The organism is Pseudomonas sp. Bc-h, assembly GCF_002080045.1.
Classification (GTDB): domain Bacteria; phylum Pseudomonadota; class Gammaproteobacteria; order Pseudomonadales; family Pseudomonadaceae; genus Aquipseudomonas.
Genome location: NZ_MUIN01000001.1, coordinates 166,665 through 183,951, shown reverse-complemented (window position 1 = coordinate 183,951; position 17,287 = coordinate 166,665). Strand labels below are relative to the sequence as shown.

Sequence of the window (17,287 nt, the reverse complement as noted above, 5' to 3'; positions counted from 1 at the left end):
GCGAAACCATGAAGCTGAAAGTGTTGGCCGCCGCGGCCGCAATCGTTTTGGGCACTTTGCCGGGCATCAGCCAGGCGCGTGATACCGCGCTGTACCTGCCGTTCGACAAGGTCGTTGCACAGATGCTTCAGGAGAAGAAGCTGGATGGCTCAGTGAAGTTCTATCTGGCGGGCGTGCAACCCAAGGGCAAGGTTTCCGTGCTGTCGCCAAACGCGGTGACCAACAAGAAGACCAACGCCTTCAACAAGTCTGATAACGATGCCTGCGAATGGGCCTTGCAGTCAGCCATCCTGCAGTTGAACGAAGCCGCGAAAGGCGCGGGCGCCAACGCCGTGGTCAACATCGCCAGCTACTACAAGAAAATCGAGCGTAAGGATCCAGCCACCTACGAGTGCCATGCGGGTGCTGTGATAGCGGGTGTTGCGCTGAAGGGCGATCTGGCTAAGGTGCAGTGATTTTCCCAAGCTGACACCCACCTCTGTTGGTGCCTCACGATCCTTGTGAGAGGGAGCTTGCTCGCGAATGCATTCAGCCAGTCACCACAATAATGGCTGAACCACCGCATTCGCGAGCAAGCGTTTCCACGCATAAATTAGTATTCGCCGCAGTACAGAACACCCTCTGCCTCCCTAGTTACAACTTCTGTATAGGGGCCGGCTAGAGACGATCAAGAAAAGCAAAGGCCGCCGCAAAGCATTCACCTTCCACCTGAACAAGCAATTCATACGTCGAGCAATACAACTTCCGACATTCTTGTAGGATATGTCCCTTTCACAGGAACCGGCATTGCGACCTCGCCGAGCATTTGCTTTCCTGACTTCACAGCAAACAGCTGCTAAAAACAGGAAACTTAGATAAGGAAATTCGCAATGCAAAATACTATTAACCTTCCACCGACCTCCATTAATGCCACCGCGCCCCATCGCCGTCCCGGGAATAAAGGCCCTAGCGCTGGACCACCCTTCCCACCCCACGTAGTCCGGGGTTCAGCCGCCATCCGGCGGTCAGGAAATTACTTAAATGGTAATTGGCGAGCAGCAATAAACGACTTACTCATGGCACGGGCTCAATATCCAACCTTCGATGGCCCGCTCAAAGAGGACTTGACTGCGGCGCATTACGCCGACCAGTATATGTGTCTTCATCCGAACGCCACTAAATCCGATGCATGGCTAAAAGGGTTAAACAAAGCGAGTGTTCAAAGCGCCTCCATTGATAAAAATCAGAAAGAGGTTTCGGGAGATATTTTTTCCCCACTGAAAGCTTTGGCTCATGCAATCTCTGGTGAAGGTACACCACTGCACGTAAAAATAGAAAAGATCGGTATTAATCCAACGCCCAATAATATCCCTACGCTACGGAGCTTGCTCGAAAACGCTCATATCGGCAGCTCCCCCATATTTCTAGAGAAGGTAGGATATAATTCAGGTGCAGACTCATCCATAGCCGGGGCATATCTAGGGAATATTACCTTGAAAATCAGTGGAGTTGTTCGCAAGTCGGACTCTAAACACTTCACATTTACAGGGGAGGCAAGGGCTTATCACGATATATATGATGCAGATGCGTCAAGCCATAGATCCTGGCTTGCGGAAACCTCAACTACCGTATTAAGAGCAATAATGGATAGCGAGCAGTCAAAACCGTACGAAATCGTTATTTCAGGATCGCTTCCTCTACATTATTCACAGTGAGTATCGCGCCCTTCTGCCTGCCAGGGGGGGCGCAACTTTAACGGAAGCTGCGGGAGGGAGTATCAATGAAAAATCGCCTACAAAGCCATCTTTTCATCAACGGCTTTTTAATCGTGGGCGGCTGGTTATCTTTATGGTCACCAGTGCTACTGCGCACCACCGGGCACCAAGACTATGATGTCGGCGAAGCAGCCTTGGAGTATTCAAGATTCGTTATTTTTAATCTGGCACCGACCTTCGCCAGCCTTGTAACCATCACAATCACCGCTATGTACTTTTGGCTCAAAACCAGCAGTCCATCTCGCAACCTGGCCAAGCGTCCTTGGTTATTCGCTTATCTGCCCGCTCTCGGACTATCACTTTCAAATTTATATGTTTCGATTTATGGGATATTCCACGTTCTGAGTTTTATCGTCCCAATTGTCTGGCACTTCGCCCTTCTGGTTCACTTAGCCTATAGTTACCCGCGAAAGACAATGAGCTGACAGGCTTTACAGGGTTAACCTGCCTTGCGCGTCACCAGCTCAACGAATGCCTTGGCCATGGGCGATTTCTGGTCCTTGCGTTGCACCAGCCACACCGCGGAAGTGGCTTCGGGATCGAGCAGCGTTCGATACACCACGCCGTCGATCCGCATGCGTTGGTACGAAGCCGGAAGCACCGTCACTCCCAAGCCCGCCGCCACCAGGCCGATGATGGTCATCGCCTCGCCTGCCTCCTGAGTGAACATCGGGCTGAATCCGGCCTCCCGCGCCAGGTTCAGCAACTGCGCATACAAACCGCTGCCGTAAGTCCGAGGGAAAAACACGAACGGCTCGGTGGCCAACTCCTTCAGGTACATCCCCTGTTCGCTTCCTGTCGCCAGCGGGTGATCGGAACGAAGGACGGCGACCAACGGCTCGCGCAGCAACTCTACAGCCACCAATGAATCCGGCAGTGGCAGCGGACGCATGATGCCGACCTGCATCGACTCTTCTTCCAGGCGCTCGGCAACCTCCTTGCTGCTCATTTCCTGAAGGGCGAGATGTACCGCTGGGTAACGCTGACGAAAAGCAAAAATCGCCTGCGGGATACTGGAGGTAAACGGTGCCGAAGCCGTGAAACCGATCTTCAATTCCCCCAACTCGCCTAATTGGGCACGACGAGCCACGTCGGACGCTTTTTCGACTTGAGCCAAAACCAGACGTGCTTCGTCAAGGAACAGTCTGCCGGCCTCGCTCAGTTCCACTCGTCGGTTGGTGCGTTCGAAAAGGCGCGCGCCGAGCTCTTGTTCCAGCGCCTGAATCTGTTGGCTCAGCGGCGGTTGGGAAATGCCCAGTGACTCGGCGGCGCGTCCGAAATGCAGTTCTTCGGCGACGGCGATGAAGTAACGCAAGTGGCGTAATTCCATGACTTTTCCATTAGGTCGTTAAACCTATCAAACAGGTCGAACAATATATTGGAAAGAATCGTTAGCCAGCTATATTCTTTTTCACATAGTCGCCCCGCTCCTCCGAGGTCCACCGTGAATACTGCTGCATCCCCCGCCGCGTCCGAGTCTGAAATGATCGAAGCCGCCATCCCGCTGGGCGATTCCTACATCGAGAAAGACACCCCCGCTTTTATTCGCACTGTCCTCGCGTTGTTCTCTGGAGGCTTCGCCACCTTTGCCCTGCTCTATTGCGTACAACCGATGATGCCCGTGCTGTCCCGGGAGTTTTCCATCAACGCGGCACAAAGCAGTCTGATCCTCTCGGTTTCCACCGCGATGCTCGCCATTGGCCTGCTGATCACCGGCCCCATCTCCGATCGTCTCGGGCGCAAGTCGGTGATGGTGTTTTCGCTGTTCTCCGCAGCCCTTTTTACCGTTGCCAGCGCCTTCATGCCGAGCTGGGAAGGCGTGCTGGTGACCCGTGCGTTCGTGGGACTTTCGCTGAGCGGTCTGGCAGCAGTGGCGATGACCTATCTGAGCGAAGAGATCCACCCTCAGCACATTGGCCTGGCCATGGGTTTGTATATCGGTGGCAACGCAATCGGCGGCATGAGCGGCCGGTTGATCACGGGCGTGTTGAGCGATTACGTCACTTGGCACACCGCGCTGTCGATCATGGGACTGATCGCCCTCGCAGCCGCCTGCGTTTTCTGGAAAATCCTGCCGCCGTCGCGCAATTTCCGCGCTCGTCCTCTCAATGCCCGAAGCCTGTTGGACGGTTTTGTTCTGCAGTTCCGTGACGCCGGTCTTCCGCTATTGTTCCTTGAAGGCTTCCTGCTGATGGGCGCCTTCGTGACCCTGTTCAACTACATCGGCTATCGCCTGCTCGCCGATCCCTACAACCTGAGCCAGGCCGTGGTCGGACTGTTCTCGGTGGTCTATCTGTCAGGGATCTACAGCTCAGCGAAGATCGGCGCGCTGGCCGACAAGCTGGGGCGCCGCAACGTGCTGTGGGCCGTGATCGTGCTGATGCTGGCCGGCCTCGCCCTGACCATGTTCACCCCGCTGGCAGTGGTAGTCATCGGTGTACTGCTCTTCACGTTCGGTTTCTTCGGCGCCCACTCGGTTGCCAGCAGCTGGATCGGCCGCCGCGCCATCAAGGCCAAGGGCCAGGCCTCATCGCTGTACCTGTTCAGCTACTACGTCGGCTCCAGCATCGCCGGCACCGGGGGCGGCATGTTCTGGCACTACGGCGGCTGGAACGGCATCGGCGTATTCATCGCCATCCTGCTGCTGATCGCACTGGCCGCTGCGCGCAAACTGGCGAAGGTCCCGCCGTTGGCGGTGAATGTGCAGGTTTGACTGCCAGTCAATCGAGCATCCAGACCACGCTGGCGCGCAACTGGTCATCCTGTCGCTCCAGCACCATTGACTGCATACGGGCGCCATCGCGTTCCGTCTTGATCAGCCAGTCAAGCAACACACGCCCGTCGCCACTGATGGCTGCACGCAAACTGCGTGGATCCTTGTCCAGTTGCAACAACTCGAGCCCGGCAGCGGCCACACTTTCACTTAGGTGGCTTGACCATGGCTGACTGGATTGCGATTGCCGGATGGGTCGGGCCTTCTGCATGTCAAACGCCAGCGCCAGACGTTGCTGATAGGTACGCTCGGCGCGCTCCAGGCGTTGCTGCGTCGGCTGCCAGACGCCTTTGATCGACGTCGCGACCAACAGGAAAACGCCAAGCAGCGCCAACATCGCTCGCTCCCGCCCACCAAGTTGTCGCCAGCGCTCAGCCATCGAGGGCAATACTCTGAATCCGATCATTTGCCTGGCGCCTCGATGATGAGCATCGCGTTTATGCCATCCCGGCTTTTGCTCGCGCTGTCGAGCCGCAGCGGCAACCCGCTCTGGGCACCTCGCTCACGCAAGCGCTCCAGTTCGTTGAAACTCCCCGCCGTGATCGCCATTTTCCAGCCTTCGGTCGCATTGAACTCAATCCTGCGTACCTGAGCACCGCTGGCCGCGATGACCTGCGCCACAACCTTGAGCAGCGAAGTCATCGGCCCCTGCTTTTCAGAGGCGCCAGCCTGTAACGCCTTGAGCTGTGCTGGCAGATCAACGATGCGAGTCTGCTCTGGATAAAGACTTCGAAACCGCTGCAGACTTTGCTCGTACAGCTTTCCAGCCAGAGCTTCCAGATACTGGGCACGAGAAACGCTCGCCCCCCAGGACAACGCGAACACGCAGACGAGCGCCAGCACTCCATAGCGCCACCGCCACGTGCTCGACGACAGCCGGAAATCGCCCTGCAACAGATTGATTGATCGGGTATTGGCGGCAGAAAGCAAAGGTATGCAGGGAGGTTGCGCAGGCAAGCGTTCATCCCGCCAGCAGGTATCAACAGGCAAGCGATGGCGCAGCACACTCAACGCTTGATCAGACAGCGCCAGACGCGCCTCGATCGCCCCACCCAAAAGCCATCGCCCATCCACCCACACGCCGCAGGGTCGGTCCGAAGGTAAGCGGTCTGCATCGGCCCAGACGCCAGTTACATGAATGCCTGCGGCCCGTAATGAATCCAGAACGATGCGCAGCGTCGATTTTCTGATCACCAGCAAGGGGAATCGACGCTCGAGGTCAGGGCTTCCCACCGCCAGATGCAAATCGTCGAGGTCTTCGCTCAACTGCTCTTCTACAGCATATGCCAACGCCAGCGCGTGAGGCTTGCGTCGCCCCGGCCACGGGGCGCTGCGCAGCCAGCTGCAGATTTCCATGGGCAGGATTACCTGCACTGCCCTGCCTTGCAGGGCCGTTCCTGCCTCGGCCAGGCTGCACCGCGACGGGGAGGCATCGTTGGTCCAATGCTGTACCGCCCATGGCTCGCCTGGGTGATGGATGCTTTTGACGCCGAGATAAAGCCAACTATTCATGAGCACTCTCTGCCGGTGATGTCATACGCCGCTGAATCACTCGCGTGCGGCGGGTATGGCGAACGCGCTCCAGATCACTGACCAGGCGTAACCGAGTGGCGGCGATGTGCACGTCAACAGTGATGCGGAACCAGCGGCTGCTTACTCCCAGGCCGTGGGTCGAGACTCCCAGGCCCTGAACGCCTGGCGCATGGGTGAACGCCTCGGTATCGGAGTAGCCTTGCGCTGGTCGCTGGCTCACCAGCCCTCTGGCGCTAGACAGCGTCATGCCTTCCAGGGCGGCCAATACCGGAGCCGGAGCAGTGTTGACGTTGAGCGACGCCTCATAGGGCAACACCGCCACCCATGGCAGCAGACGCTTCAGGTCTTCTTTACGTACGCCCGGCAGCCGCTGAAGCTGCGCGGGATCGGTCAGGGTGATGCCCTTCAACGCAATCGGATCGATGAGTGGAATTCCCAACGCCTCAAGCAGCCGTGCCCAGCGCTGCTGCGCGACTTCGTCCACGTTGTCAGTGGCCACCAGCCGAGTCAGGTTGAAGCGCCCGCCGAGGTCTTCGATCCGTACCTGAAGCTCAAGATCCGGCAGTTCATGAGCCTCAGCCTTGTTCGCCCAATCCTGAGAGAAGTTGACCGTTCGTGCCTCCTGTAAATCAGCCGCCTGTAACAGCTGCGCGGCCCGGCTTTCCGCTGTCAGCGCTGCCTGGCGCATCTGCAGCTGTTGCAGCTGCTGCGCAGTACCTTGCAGCGCAAGACGGTGGCTGCGCATCAGGCCTGCCACCACCAACAAGGCCAAGCTGGTGATCAGCAAGACACTGATCAGCGCGACACCGCGCTGGCCGCAATGAGTCATGAGCCATCCGCCAGCACAAATACCCGACGGATCTCTGCAAAGCCGCCGACGGACAACGTCATCTCCAGTGCACGTGGTCGACCTGCATCAGGCCCGGTCGGCCAGTCCTTTCGCCAACCGGACCGGGCGTCATACAGACGCCAGTCGAGCCTGTGTACCTCGCTGAGCAGCGCCTGCCGCTGGACAGTCGAGAGGTCCGGACTGCGACTGTAGCGCCACAGCCGGTCGCGCTCCACGACGTAACTGACTTCCTGGCGCTCTCCTCGTGGGTGTCCTAGCGGGTTGCGCCAGTTGCCGCGATGCAGGTTCAAGATGCCTTGGCGTATCACCACCGGTTGCGCTTTCGATGACGAGACGATCTGCAGCACATCACGCTCGATCATCGCAATGGCCCGCCGTAACGTGCGAAGGCTCCGCTCCTCTTGCCGCACTTGTTCCTGCACGCGAAACACACCGTCGAACAGACGCCAGCTCGCCAGCCCGATCAGCGTGAATATCGCCAGACTGACGAGCAGCTCCAGCAGGGTAAACCCGCGCTGTCGGCTCATGGCTGCACGGGCTCTGGCGGCCGGGCGATCCAGCCCGACGTGCGATAAACGGCTGCCGCGCCGGTACCCCTTAGCACGTGCAGCTCGACGTTGAGCATAGGGCCGTCGCGGTCACCTTCGACTGTCTGCTCAATCACCCACGACTCGCCCGCGAAGCTGCGTGCCATACGCTGACGGCCAATGCCTGGAGGCCGCAGCCGCAGTTCGGTCAGCTGGTTGTCCGCCAGCCAGCTTGCGAACAAACGCTCACGCAAACCACCGCTCTGATCAAGCACGAACTGACAGGCCGACAGCACGGCACTGGACAGCAAGGCGAATACCGCCAGGGCAATCATGACCTCAAGCAGGGTAAAGCCGCGCTCAGCCCTCATTGATCACCGGATCGTTCACGCCATCCGCGTAGATGCTTAACCAGCGGCCGTGGGCGGTTTCGTAATGGAGGGTGAAAGCGCTCATTTCATCACTGCTCAGAATCAGCAACTGCGGTTCGTCACCCCGGCGTCCCAAGTGCAGCGGCTGACTTTCGAGCTCCAGGCGGAACCACATTCCATCCGGCAGGCGCCAATCGCTTCGATTGAGCCATTGCCCGTCCTGCCATGCCTTCAAACGGTATCCGTGATCGTCAAAACTCAGGCCGTACTCTTGTCCTTCGGCCACGGCCGTGTCTCTCAACTGAATGAGCAGGCTCAGCAATTCACTGGCTTGCTGCCGTGCCTGCTGAGCCGGGCCTGCGGTCAGGCCGGTCACGGCCAATGACAACACAATGCCGATCAGCACCATGACCACCAGCAGTTCCAGCAAGGTAAAGCCGCGAACCCGCTGCGGCATCACTCGCCAGTCCGGTAGCCGATATCGGCTGCAAAATCATCGCCGCCCGCTACACCGTCCGCGCCGTAGGAGTAAAGATCGAACGGCGCGCTGGCCGTTCCGGGGCTCAGGTACTGGTAAGGAGTACCCCATGGATCGGCGGGCAGACTCTTGAGATAACCCCGCGGGTTCCAGTTCTTCGCCAGTGGCGCACCCGAAGGACGTTTGACCAGCGCCTCCAGCCCCTGCTGGGTAGAGGGATAGTTGAAGTTGTCGAGCCGGTACATCTCCAGCGCTGTGCTTAACGCCTGAATGTCAGTGTGTGCAGCGGTAACCTTGGCCTGGTCCGGGCGGCTCATGAACTGCGGGATCACCATCGCTCCGAGTACGCCGATGATCACTACCACCACCATGATTTCTATCAGGGTAAAACCGTGTTGCCGACGTTTTCGCGGAAGTGCCATAGGCTCAATTCACCAGTTGGTTGAGGTTAAGGATTGGCATCAGAATGGCCATGACGATGAGCAGCACCACGCCACCCATCACCACCAGCATTGCCGGCTCGAATAGGCTCACCATCAGCGCGATGCTGGCAGCGAGGGTCTTTTCCTGCTGCTGCGCGGCGCGTTCGAGCATTCGGTCGAGTTCACCCGCACGCTCGCCACTGGCAATCATGTGCAGCATCAGTGGCGGGATATCCGCGCCCTGCTCCAGACTGCGTGTCAGTGTCTGGCCCTCGCGAACCCGCCGCGCCACCTCGTACATGCGCGCGCGGATCGGCAGGCTTGCGACCACGGTCGCGGAGATTTGCAGCGCATCGACAAGCGGCACAGCGCTTTTGCCGAGAATTGCCAGGGTGCTGACAAACCGGGCGGCATCCATGGCCTTGAGAACGCCACCCAGCACCGGCGTGCGCAGCAACCCATTGTGAAAGTGCATACGAAGAGAAGGACGCCGCAGCGCCCAACGTGCTAACCCGGCAAGCGAAGCGAGAATCGCCAGAAGGGTTATTCCGTGAAGACGCACACCCGAGCTGACGGCGATGAGGCCCTCTGTCAGCATCGGCAATGGTTGACCGCTGTCGACGAATACCCTGACCACGTCCGGCACCACGTAGCCCAGCAGAAAGCTCACGATGAGCAACGAGGCACAGAGCAAGATCACTGGGTACACGAGAGCGAGCTGGATTTTCTGCCGTGACTGCTGGCGCGCTTCTGTGTACTGCGCCAGTTGCTCCAGCACTTGGCCCAGATGACCCGAACGCTCACCGGCGGCGACAGTGGCGCAGAACAGCGCCGGGAATGCGCGGGGAAATACCATCAGCGCCGAGGCCAGGTCGTGACCCTCGGTGATCCGGGTACGCACTGCCCCGATCAACTGACCGATCCTGCGTTTCTCGCTCTGCGCAGCCACTGCCTGCAAAGCCTCCTCCAGAGGCAACCCGGCCTGAACCAGGGTCGACAACTGCAAGGTGACCAAGGTCAGCTCCGCTGAGCTGAGCCGCTGGCTGCGCGGGCGCTCGATACCTTTGCGCGCTTGCCCGGCAGCCGGTTTGACCTCGATTGGCTGCAAGCCGCGTTCTCGCAGCCGCTGGCGAACGTGGCGGGGGCTTTGCGCCTGGTCCTGACCACGACTGCGTCGGCCGCTGGCATCCACTGCCTGATAGTCGAACAACCCCATGGCTCAGCCCTCCTGGCTCACGCGCAACAATTCGTCCAGGCTTGTCCGGCCTTCGAGGACCAACCGCCGACCGTCCTGAAACAGGCTGCGAGAGCAGGTTCTGGCTTCCTGGAGCAATTCGGGCTCACTGGCCGTGCCATGAATAAGCTCTGCCAGCCGAGGCGTTACCTTGATCAATTCATAAATGCCGGTACGGCCGCGATAGCCCTGTCGGCAGTGCTCGCAACCATTGGCCCGGAACAGCTTGCAAGAGTCATCCGGTCCAAGTCCTAGATGCTCGCGAGATATCCCGTCAGCCATGAACGGCGTCTTGCAGTGGTCACATAGCGTGCGCAGAAGACGTTGCGCCAGTACGCCCTGCAGCGACGACGCGAGCAGGTAGGCGTCCACGCCCATGTCCAGCAGACGCGTGACGGCACCCACCGCGCTGTTGGTGTGCAATGTCGACAGCACCAGATGCCCGGTCAATGACGCCTGGACCGCGATGTCCGAAGTCTCGCGGTCCCGGATTTCCCCGACCATGACCACGTCCGGATCCTGACGAAGGATGGCGCGCAGGCCGCGCGCAAATGTCATCTGCACCTTGGTATTGACGGGAGTCTGGCCGATGCCGGGCAGGTGATACTCGATGGGGTCCTCAACCGTGAGGATGTTGCGTGTCTGATCGTTGAGGTGCGTGAGCGCGGCATAGAGGCTGGTGGTTTTGCCTGAGCCGGTAGGGCCTGTGACCAGAAAGATGCCGTGGGGCCGCGCGAGGACCTGCTCGAACTGCGCCAGCGTGTCCGACGGCATGCCCAACTGCCTCAGATCCAGGCTGGCCTTGCGCTTGTCGAGCAAACGCAGGACCACCCGCTCGCCATGCGCCGAAGGCAAGGTCGACACCCGTACGTCGACCTCGTGGCCTGCCAGGCGCAAGGCCATGCGGCCGTCCTGTGGAACACGCTTTTCAGCGATATCCAGACGGGACATCACCTTTATTCTGGAGACCAGAAGCGTCGCCAACTCGCGCCGGGGCTTGAGCACTTCGCGCAACTGCCCGTCGACCCGAATGCGCACCGAAAGACTGTGCTCGAACGTTTCCAGGTGCACGTCCGAAGCCTTCTCGCGCACCGCCTCGCTGAGCAATGCATTGATCAGACGAATGATCGGTGCATCGCCTTCCTGCTCAAGCAGGTCAGCCGTCTGCGGCAACTGCTCGGCGATTTCCAGCAGGTTCAGCTCCTCGTCCAGTCCCTGCGCAACGTCCTCTACCGCGCCTTGGCTATCGCTGTAGGCGCTGGCCAGCCGCGCGGCGTACTCAGGCTGATCGAGCAGTTGCCATGTACGTTCGCCAACACCCAGTATCCGCTGGGCCTCCGACAATGCGCTGAGCGACGCGTCGTCCCGCAGCAATAGCGTTGGACGCTTGTCGACACATTCACACATCACACCGAAGCGCCGGGCAAAACCGAAGGGTAATTGCTGATTCACCGAATGCCTCCCGCGCCATTGCGCAAGCCACTTGCCGGCGAGTCAGGCGGTGCGTCGAACAGTTGGCGGGACTCGGATGGCAGCAGCAACGAGTTGCCGCTCTCGGGGCCACTCAGGTTGCGCAACTGCCGGTAGCGATCTTTGGTGATATCGCTCAAGTCTTCCTTGCCACGGACGATGGTCGGGCGCAGAAAGATCATCAGATTGGTCTTTTCCCGGGTATCGCTGCTCCAGCGGAACAGAGCCCCCAGCCAGGGAATGCTGCGCAGCAGGGGCACTCCACTTTCGCGGGTGCGTACGCTGTCCTTGATGAGGCCGCCAATCACGATGATCTGGCCGTCATCCGCAAGAATGGTGCTCTTGAGTGCGCGTTTGTTGGTGATCAGGTCATCGAGCCCCTCCACCGAACTGGCAATCTCGGAGTTCTCCTGCTCGACCTCCAGACGTAGCGTTTCGCCGTCGTTGATGTGTGGTCGGATCTTCAGCTTGATACCGATATCCTGCCGGGTCACCGTGGTGTAGGGGTTTTCCGAACCGCTGCCAGGTGTCTGATACGAGCCACTCTTGAACGGCACATTCTGGCCGACCAGGATTTCTGCCTCTTGGTTATCCAGAGTCAACAGGCTGGGGGTGGACAAGACGTTGTTGCGCGTGTCACTGGCCAGTGCATTGATCAGTACCCCAAAGCGATCATTGCCTACACGCAGCACCGCACCGTCTGGCAATTTGAGGTCGTCTGCCGCCATGCCTGGGAGGCTGATACCCGCTCCGGGGAAATTGATGGCGCCCAGCATGCCCCCCGTCTGCGCGCCCCATTGCACGCCAAGGGCATTGGCGATATCACCGGATACTTCGATGATCGCCGCGTGTATCAGGACCTGCGAGCGCGGCTGATCGAGCTGCCGAACGACCTGTTCAAGGGTGCGTAACTGAGCAGGTTCGGCGATCAGGACCAGCGCGTTCTGACTATCGTCGGACTTGACCAGCGCTTTAGCAGCCGACGTGGCGCCTTTATCGCCTCCTTCGCCAAGCCCGGAGCCCATTGCATCGAGCACCTCGGCCAGCTGTCGCGCATCACTGTGGCGAAGCCGGATCACCCTTGAGTTTTCGGCGTCGGCCGACGCAGGAGTGTCCAGCGTCATGGCCAGCGCAGCCAGTCGCCGACGAGTCGCAGGATTGCCAATCAAGACCAGTCGGTTATTACGAACGTCGGCGATGACCAGACTGCCCGACTCGACCCCCTGCTTGCCCAGAGATTGTTCGAGCACCCTCACCAACTGCTCTGCCAGAGCGTGGCGCAATTGAACGACCGAATGATCGTTCTTTTGCCCGGAGTCCAGTTGCGCGACGATGCCCCGGATACGCTGCACATTGCTCGACGTGTCCGTAACGACCAGGGCGTTACTGGACGCTGAAGGGCCTACATACCCGTTCACCGATACCAGAGGCCGGAGCAGCGTTGAAACCTCGGCCGCCACGCTATTGTTCAATGCGATGACTTCGGTCACGAACTGGCCAGTGCGAGCATTGCGGCTGCTGGCCTGGCTGGCACGGGTCTTGGCCTCCGTGACGGGTGTGATCAGAATGCGCTCGCCCTCATCGATCACGGTGAAGTTGTGGGCGTCGAGTACTGAATAAAACAGCCTTCGCACGCCCTCGCGATCCAGCGCCTGATCGGACATGACGGTGATCTGGCCCTGCACTCGTGGATCGAGCACTACCGTTGCACCCAGAATCGAAGACATTTCACGAACCACATCGCGCAACTCGGCTTCGTTCATAGCCAGCTGCCAACGCGGCTCGTCATCCGCCACACCGGACACACAGTAGAGCGCCAGAAATATCGATACGGTGTAGCCCAACCGTTTGCACAAGGCAGGCATGGCGGACACGTTCATGGTTGATCCTGAGAAGAAGCGGCCGCGGGCCGCAGATACAAAGACGTCGGGGTAGTGTTTGCACGCGCAGTGCGCAGAGTCGTGGCCGCGGGCGCCACCAACGGCAAAACGACCTCGTGCCCGCTTCGCCAGAGAAACACGCGGCTTGCCTCAATTCGCCGTAGCACGCTGCCGCCGGGCAACCGCTCGCCCACCCGGTAAGTCCTTTGATTGCCTGCAACAGTCATCAGCGCCCGTGATTCCTCTGAGGTCGCAACCACGATGCCGCGCAATATCGCGACCTCCTGTTTTTTCACGGCCGCTGTCTCCCCCTGAAATCCTAAAACTGTCAGCAGCGCTCCCGGGCTTGAGGTGGCAGGTATCTCGCTGATAGCTGCGACAGGGGCGAACGCGGTGACAGGTCCTAGCGCCAGGCGGTAACTGCGCTCGCTCAGAAAAAGATGAATCCCGTAACCAAGTGTCGCGGCCAGCAAGAGAAAGCCCGGCCAGTGATGAAATCTGCTCAAGGCCACATTCGCTTGATCACTGAATTCCCTGAGATCTGGTGTCGGATGACCGCAACGATATGCAGAACGACCAAGGCCGCCAGCGCTACGCAACTCCAGATGTGCAGATCGCCGAACCATTCGTGCAACGTCGGCTGTGTCAGCACAGGGCCGAAATATAGAAAACCGAAGAAATCCGCACGGTCTTTCATCATCAACACGCCGCTTATCAACACGACAGTTGTTAATACATAAATGGCGCAATGCGCAATGCGTGCAAGGTGTTCCATAAAATTCGGGCCACAGCCACGAGCACTCGAGGATGTTGAAAACGCCAGATAAGCCCTTAAGATGAAAAACGGAATAAACAACATGGTTAACGACACATTGAAGTGCGTGACACTTTCCTTCAGCTCAGCTGAAACTTCAACAATCCTGAACAGGCTTCCCGACACCAATGCCCACAATATGATAATTGCGGAAAGCCAATGAAGGCCGACCTGCAAGCGTGAATAGTCCTGCGGCAATTGCATAAAGAGCGCCTTTTCCGTCAATACCCTTCGAACAGCGACGACGCGCTGTTCGAAGTTAAAAGGCAGCTGTTTATTTCAGTGTCCAGGCATCTTGCCAATCGGAACCGGTACCTGGCTTGTAATGATGGCCGTTTTGCTTGCACCATCCGGAAGCCGGGAAAGGTTTGCACTCGTAGACGTTGCCGTCTTCGGGTTGCAGGACCGTCGTGCCTTCGGCATAAGTTTCGATGCCTTCCGGATAAACCGCGTCGTACTCCTGACCGCCACCTTCCCCAGCCAGCACCAGGGCTTGCAGAGCCTGACGCGTCGTCCGGCCGTCCGGAGTCACGCCAATCAGTTTCAATTGGTGATCACCCGGAGCACTGACCAGTGCGATATCGACAGTAGCGCTACCGGCGTCGAGGGTGGCAGTGCTCGACCCAACAGCTTTGTTGGTCGAATCGAAGACCGTGGCTTCGACGTTCATCTTGCGGTTGGTGGCCAGCGTGACCGCAAGCGTGGCCCGACCTTTAACCAACTCAAGGTTCTCGTCAAAGGATTGAATGCTCAGTTGGGCCTGGGCGTCTTCCACCAACTCCATCTGCAGTTCGTAGCGATTCACCCCGCTTTCCTGTTTGGCATACAGATTGTTGGTGCCCCTGACCGGCTTGATCGTGCCGTCTTCGCCGCGCACTCCGGCACGCACCAGCGTATTGGCAGCGTTGAGTTGCTCGGCGAGCTTGAATGACCAGTTTTCCGATTTACCCTCTTCCACAGTTGCAATCGTCACTTGCGAGCTGAATTCAGAACTTTCGCCTTCACTGGTCAGCGCTCGCACCGAGACCTTGTCTCCCACGAACAGATCGTCCCGCGGCGTAATGTTCCCTACAGGCCGCCAGCCATCCGGCGTCTCGGCTTCAGCAACGATGTTCACGTCGACCACGTCATGGAACGCCCCGGGCGTATCGTCAACGGTCCATATACCCAGCACGACGTGATGGCCGCTGCGGTCGCCGGGAATCTGACAGGTGTGCTTCTCCCGCGCGGGACCTTCGCTGCCCTGTGGCTGGTCGGTCGGCAAGCGCCCACCGGCATCGATCACGCAGAAGGGGGTCAGGTCGAAGGACTCGCGGGTCAACACAGCGTTGGGGTTCCAGCCGTTTTGAGTAATGAAGTATTCATACTTAGTCGCGGGATGGGTGGCCTTGTAGTACCAGTCGAAGTTGATCGTACGGTCCCGAATTTCGGTCTTGTGCCAGCGGTTGGCAGACTGGATATCCAGTGCCGAAAACTGAGAAAGGGCGCCGCTGGCGATCTTGCCATCCGGTACGCCGGTTCCTGGGAATCCCTTCGCCGTTTCACCAACACTTTGCGGCTCGTACTGCGCGGCTCCGCAGTCGGCGTTCAAACCCTTCGCGCAGACAAACGCTCGTGAAGGCGGGTCATTCAGATAACCGTGCGCGGCTGCGTACTGCGGCGCAGCCAACGCAACGAGCACGGCCATAGAGGATATTGCGGTAGATACAGTATTCAGTCTCGACATATTTGGCTCATCCCATGCAGTTTTAAACTGATCATCCATGTAACGGTAGTGTTTTGCCTAACCCCGCCCATTGGTGAGCGGGATTATTCGCTCGCTGTGAATCAGACACCCACACGAACTTCAATCCTTTGAGACCTCAACTAGCTCGCAGATACAGAACTTAATAAGTTGACTAACGAGGCCGAAAAAATTCTACGGAATTCATAATTTTTAGATGTAGGAAACGGCCTCAGAAACTAGAGGAAACTTCCGTTATTTATTTCAGATGGAATTTACGACGCGCTCTCGCGAAATTTCACCTATCGAATATCGCTCCAAATGAAAACGCCCAGTATGACTGGGCGTTTTTTTAATGCGCATCAATGTTTACTGATGATACTTCGCTGACATCTCGTGCACTGCCTCAATGAATGCCCCGGCATTGGCCGGATCGACCTCCGGGGTGATGCCATGGCCGAGGTTGAAGACGTGGCCGGTGCCGCTGCCGTAGCTGGCGAGGATGTTCGAGACTTCCTGGCGGATGGCCTGCGGATTTGCGTAAAGGACAGTCGGGTCCATGTTGCCTTGCAGCGCCACTTTGCTGCCGACGCGACGGCGGGCTTCGCCGATGTCGCAGGTCCAGTCCAGGCCCAGGGCGTCGGCACCGGCGTCGGCGATGCTTTCCAGCCACAGACCGCCCCCTTTGGTGAACAGGATCACCGGCACTTTGCGGCCGTCGTGCTCGCGAATCAGGCCGCTGACGATCTTGCGCATATAGGCCAGGGAAAACTCCTGATACGCCGCCGCCGAGAGGCTGCCGCCCCAGCTGTCGAAGATCTGTACGGCTTGCGCGCCCGCCAGAATCTGGCCGTTCAGGTAAGCGGTGACCGACTGCGCCAGCTTGTCGAGCAGCAGGTGCATGGCTTGTGGATTGTCGTAGAGCATGGCCTTGGACTTGCGGAAGTCCTTGGACGAGCCACCTTCGACCATGTAAGTCGCCAGGGTCCAGGGGCTGCCGGAAAAGCCGATCAGGGGCACGCGGCCGTTGAGCTCGCGGCGAATGGTGCTGACCGCGTCCATCACGTAACCCAGGTCTTTCTGTGCGTCGGGGATTGGCAGCGCTTCGATATCGGCCAAAGTGCTGACGGTCTTCTTGAAACGCGGGCCTTCGCCGGTTTCGAAATACAGACCAAGGCCCATGGCATCGGGAACAGTGAGGATGTCGGAAAACAGAATCGCTGCGTCCAGCGGATACCGCTCGAGCGGCTGCAACGTGACTTCGCAGGCGAACGCCGGGTTCATGCACAGGCTCATGAAATCCCCGGCCTTGGCGCGGCTGGCGCGGTATTCCGGGAGGTAGCGACCAGCCTGACGCATCATCCATACCGGCGTGACGTCAACGGGTTGCTTGAGCAGGGCGCGAAGGAAACGGTCGTTCTTCAGGGCAGTCATGTCGGCATCCGGCAGAAAAGTGCG

19 protein-coding genes are annotated in these 17,287 nt (G+C 58.9%); 4 read left to right on the top strand and 15 right to left on the bottom strand.

Annotated elements, in window-relative coordinates:
• Nucleotides 1–8: 8 nt before the first annotated feature.
• The 3 genes from BWR59_RS00850 (at nucleotide 9) to BWR59_RS00840 (ending at nucleotide 2,179) form a co-directional block, all read left to right on the top strand.
• Entirely contained in the window at nucleotides 9–455 is a 447-nt protein-coding gene (locus BWR59_RS00850) for an excinuclease (RefSeq protein ID WP_081563756.1), read from the top strand.
• Between the two features lie 414 nt (nucleotides 456–869).
• Entirely contained in the window at nucleotides 870–1,694 is an 825-nt protein-coding gene (locus tag BWR59_RS00845) for a lipid II-degrading bacteriocin (protein WP_081563755.1), read from the top strand.
• Nucleotides 1,695–1,759: 65 nt separating this feature from the next.
• Nucleotides 1,760–2,179 carry a hypothetical protein gene (locus tag BWR59_RS00840; RefSeq protein WP_081563754.1) on the top strand — a complete coding sequence of 140 codons (420 nt, stop codon included), beginning with the start codon at nucleotides 1,760–1,762 and terminating at the stop codon, nucleotides 2,177–2,179.
• Between the two features lie 14 nt (nucleotides 2,180–2,193).
• Here BWR59_RS00840 and BWR59_RS00835 read toward each other — a convergent pair whose 3' ends face one another.
• A complete protein-coding gene (locus tag BWR59_RS00835) occupies nucleotides 2,194–3,084 on the bottom strand; it encodes a LysR family transcriptional regulator (protein ID WP_081563753.1) in 891 nt (296 codons plus the stop codon).
• Between the two features lie 153 nt (nucleotides 3,085–3,237).
• Here BWR59_RS00835 and BWR59_RS00830 point away from each other — a divergent pair, with 153 nt between their 5' ends.
• Nucleotides 3,238–4,467, top strand: coding sequence for an MFS transporter (locus BWR59_RS00830; RefSeq protein WP_143490740.1), 1,230 nt, complete (start codon nucleotides 3,238–3,240; stop codon nucleotides 4,465–4,467).
• Nucleotides 4,468–4,474: 7 nt separating this feature from the next.
• Here the strand turns inward: BWR59_RS00830 and gspM are convergent, their stop codons facing one another.
• The 14 genes from gspM to hemE all read right to left on the bottom strand — a co-directional run bounded on the left by gspM (nucleotide 4,475) and on the right by hemE (nucleotide 17,263).
• Nucleotides 4,475–4,906, bottom strand: a complete 432-nt coding sequence (gene gspM, locus BWR59_RS00825) for a type II secretion system protein GspM (protein ID WP_269140269.1) — start codon at nucleotides 4,904–4,906, stop codon at nucleotides 4,475–4,477.
• 23 nt (nucleotides 4,907–4,929) lie between these two features.
• Nucleotides 4,930–6,039: a type II secretion system protein GspL gene (gene gspL / locus BWR59_RS00820; protein ID WP_081563750.1), complete on the bottom strand. Its 1,110-nt coding sequence runs from the start codon at nucleotides 6,037–6,039 to the stop codon at nucleotides 4,930–4,932.
• The gene (locus tag BWR59_RS00815) at nucleotides 6,032–6,889 is read right to left on the bottom strand and encodes a type II secretion system protein GspK (RefSeq protein ID WP_081563749.1); all 858 of its coding nucleotides are present in this window, start codon (nucleotides 6,887–6,889) and stop codon (nucleotides 6,032–6,034) included. Before BWR59_RS00815 ends, gspL begins: the two co-directional genes overlap by 8 nt.
• Complete coding sequence (gene gspJ / locus BWR59_RS00810) at nucleotides 6,886–7,437, bottom strand: type II secretion system minor pseudopilin GspJ (protein ID WP_081563748.1); 552 nt, start codon at nucleotides 7,435–7,437, stop codon at nucleotides 6,886–6,888. The genes BWR59_RS00815 and gspJ overlap by 4 nt, the downstream gene beginning before the upstream one ends.
• Entirely contained in the window at nucleotides 7,434–7,808 is a 375-nt protein-coding gene (gene gspI / locus BWR59_RS00805) for a type II secretion system minor pseudopilin GspI (protein ID WP_081563747.1), read from the bottom strand. The genes gspJ and gspI overlap by 4 nt, the downstream gene beginning before the upstream one ends.
• Nucleotides 7,798–8,265, bottom strand: a complete 468-nt coding sequence (gene gspH / locus BWR59_RS00800) for a type II secretion system minor pseudopilin GspH (RefSeq protein ID WP_081563746.1) — start codon at nucleotides 8,263–8,265, stop codon at nucleotides 7,798–7,800. The genes gspI and gspH overlap by 11 nt, the downstream gene beginning before the upstream one ends.
• Nucleotides 8,265–8,708, bottom strand: a complete 444-nt coding sequence (gene gspG, locus BWR59_RS00795; RefSeq protein ID WP_081563745.1) for a type II secretion system major pseudopilin GspG — start codon at nucleotides 8,706–8,708, stop codon at nucleotides 8,265–8,267. Before gspG ends, gspH begins: the two co-directional genes overlap by 1 nt.
• Nucleotides 8,709–8,712: 4 nt before the next feature.
• A complete protein-coding gene (gspF, locus tag BWR59_RS00790) occupies nucleotides 8,713–9,924 on the bottom strand; it encodes a type II secretion system inner membrane protein GspF (RefSeq protein WP_081563744.1) in 1,212 nt (403 codons plus the stop codon).
• Between the two features lie 3 nt (nucleotides 9,925–9,927).
• Entirely contained in the window at nucleotides 9,928–11,394 is a 1,467-nt protein-coding gene (gene gspE / locus BWR59_RS00785; RefSeq protein WP_081563743.1) for a type II secretion system ATPase GspE, read from the bottom strand.
• Complete coding sequence (gspD, locus tag BWR59_RS00780; protein WP_081563742.1) at nucleotides 11,391–13,292, bottom strand: type II secretion system secretin GspD; 1,902 nt, start codon at nucleotides 13,290–13,292, stop codon at nucleotides 11,391–11,393. Before gspD ends, gspE begins: the two co-directional genes overlap by 4 nt.
• Nucleotides 13,289–13,798 carry a type II secretion system protein N gene (locus tag BWR59_RS00775; protein WP_230981928.1) on the bottom strand — a complete coding sequence of 170 codons (510 nt, stop codon included), beginning with the start codon at nucleotides 13,796–13,798 and terminating at the stop codon, nucleotides 13,289–13,291. Before BWR59_RS00775 ends, gspD begins: the two co-directional genes overlap by 4 nt.
• Entirely contained in the window at nucleotides 13,795–14,310 is a 516-nt protein-coding gene (locus BWR59_RS32725; RefSeq protein ID WP_081563740.1) for a cytochrome b/b6 domain-containing protein, read from the bottom strand. Before BWR59_RS32725 ends, BWR59_RS00775 begins: the two co-directional genes overlap by 4 nt.
• 70 nt (nucleotides 14,311–14,380) lie before the next feature.
• Nucleotides 14,381–15,793, bottom strand: a complete 1,413-nt coding sequence (gbpA, locus tag BWR59_RS00765) for an N-acetylglucosamine-binding protein GbpA (protein WP_081563739.1) — start codon at nucleotides 15,791–15,793, stop codon at nucleotides 14,381–14,383.
• A 405-nt stretch (nucleotides 15,794–16,198) separates the two neighbouring features.
• Nucleotides 16,199–17,263, bottom strand: a complete 1,065-nt coding sequence (hemE, locus tag BWR59_RS00760; protein ID WP_074751575.1) for a uroporphyrinogen decarboxylase — start codon at nucleotides 17,261–17,263, stop codon at nucleotides 16,199–16,201.
• Nucleotides 17,264–17,287: the final 24 nt, after the last annotated feature.

Excerpts from the sequence above, each read along its gene's own strand:
- BWR59_RS00835 (WP_081563753.1), bottom strand. The coding sequence starts at position 3,084 with ATGGAATTACGCCACTTGCGTTACTTCATCGCCGTCGCCGAAGAACTG.
- gspF (WP_081563744.1), bottom strand. The coding sequence starts at position 9,924 with ATGGGGTTGTTCGACTATCAGGCAGTGGATGCCAGCGGCCGACGCAGT.
- BWR59_RS00815 (WP_081563749.1), bottom strand. The coding sequence starts at position 6,889 with ATGACTCATTGCGGCCAGCGCGGTGTCGCGCTGATCAGTGTCTTGCTG.
- gspG (WP_081563745.1), bottom strand. The coding sequence starts at position 8,708 with ATGGCACTTCCGCGAAAACGTCGGCAACACGGTTTTACCCTGATAGAA.
- BWR59_RS00830 (WP_143490740.1), top strand. The coding sequence starts at position 3,238 with ATGATCGAAGCCGCCATCCCGCTGGGCGATTCCTACATCGAGAAAGAC.
- BWR59_RS00840 (WP_081563754.1), top strand. The coding sequence starts at position 1,760 with ATGAAAAATCGCCTACAAAGCCATCTTTTCATCAACGGCTTTTTAATC.
- BWR59_RS00845 (WP_081563755.1), top strand. The coding sequence starts at position 870 with ATGCAAAATACTATTAACCTTCCACCGACCTCCATTAATGCCACCGCG.
- gspI (WP_081563747.1), bottom strand. The coding sequence starts at position 7,808 with ATGAGGGCTGAGCGCGGCTTTACCCTGCTTGAGGTCATGATTGCCCTG.
- gspD (WP_081563742.1), bottom strand. The coding sequence starts at position 13,292 with ATGAACGTGTCCGCCATGCCTGCCTTGTGCAAACGGTTGGGCTACACC.
- gspL (WP_081563750.1), bottom strand. The coding sequence starts at position 6,039 with ATGAATAGTTGGCTTTATCTCGGCGTCAAAAGCATCCATCACCCAGGC.
- BWR59_RS32725 (WP_081563740.1), bottom strand. The coding sequence starts at position 14,310 with ATGCAATTGCCGCAGGACTATTCACGCTTGCAGGTCGGCCTTCATTGG.
- gbpA (WP_081563739.1), bottom strand. The coding sequence starts at position 15,793 with ATGGCCGTGCTCGTTGCGTTGGCTGCGCCGCAGTACGCAGCCGCGCAC.
- gspM (WP_269140269.1), bottom strand. The coding sequence starts at position 4,906 with ATGGCTGAGCGCTGGCGACAACTTGGTGGGCGGGAGCGAGCGATGTTG.
- gspJ (WP_081563748.1), bottom strand. The coding sequence starts at position 7,437 with ATGAGCCGACAGCGCGGGTTTACCCTGCTGGAGCTGCTCGTCAGTCTG.
- gspH (WP_081563746.1), bottom strand. The coding sequence starts at position 8,265 with ATGCCGCAGCGGGTTCGCGGCTTTACCTTGCTGGAACTGCTGGTGGTC.
- hemE (WP_074751575.1), bottom strand. The coding sequence starts at position 17,263 with ATGACTGCCCTGAAGAACGACCGTTTCCTTCGCGCCCTGCTCAAGCAA.
- BWR59_RS00850 (WP_081563756.1), top strand. The coding sequence starts at position 9 with ATGAAGCTGAAAGTGTTGGCCGCCGCGGCCGCAATCGTTTTGGGCACT.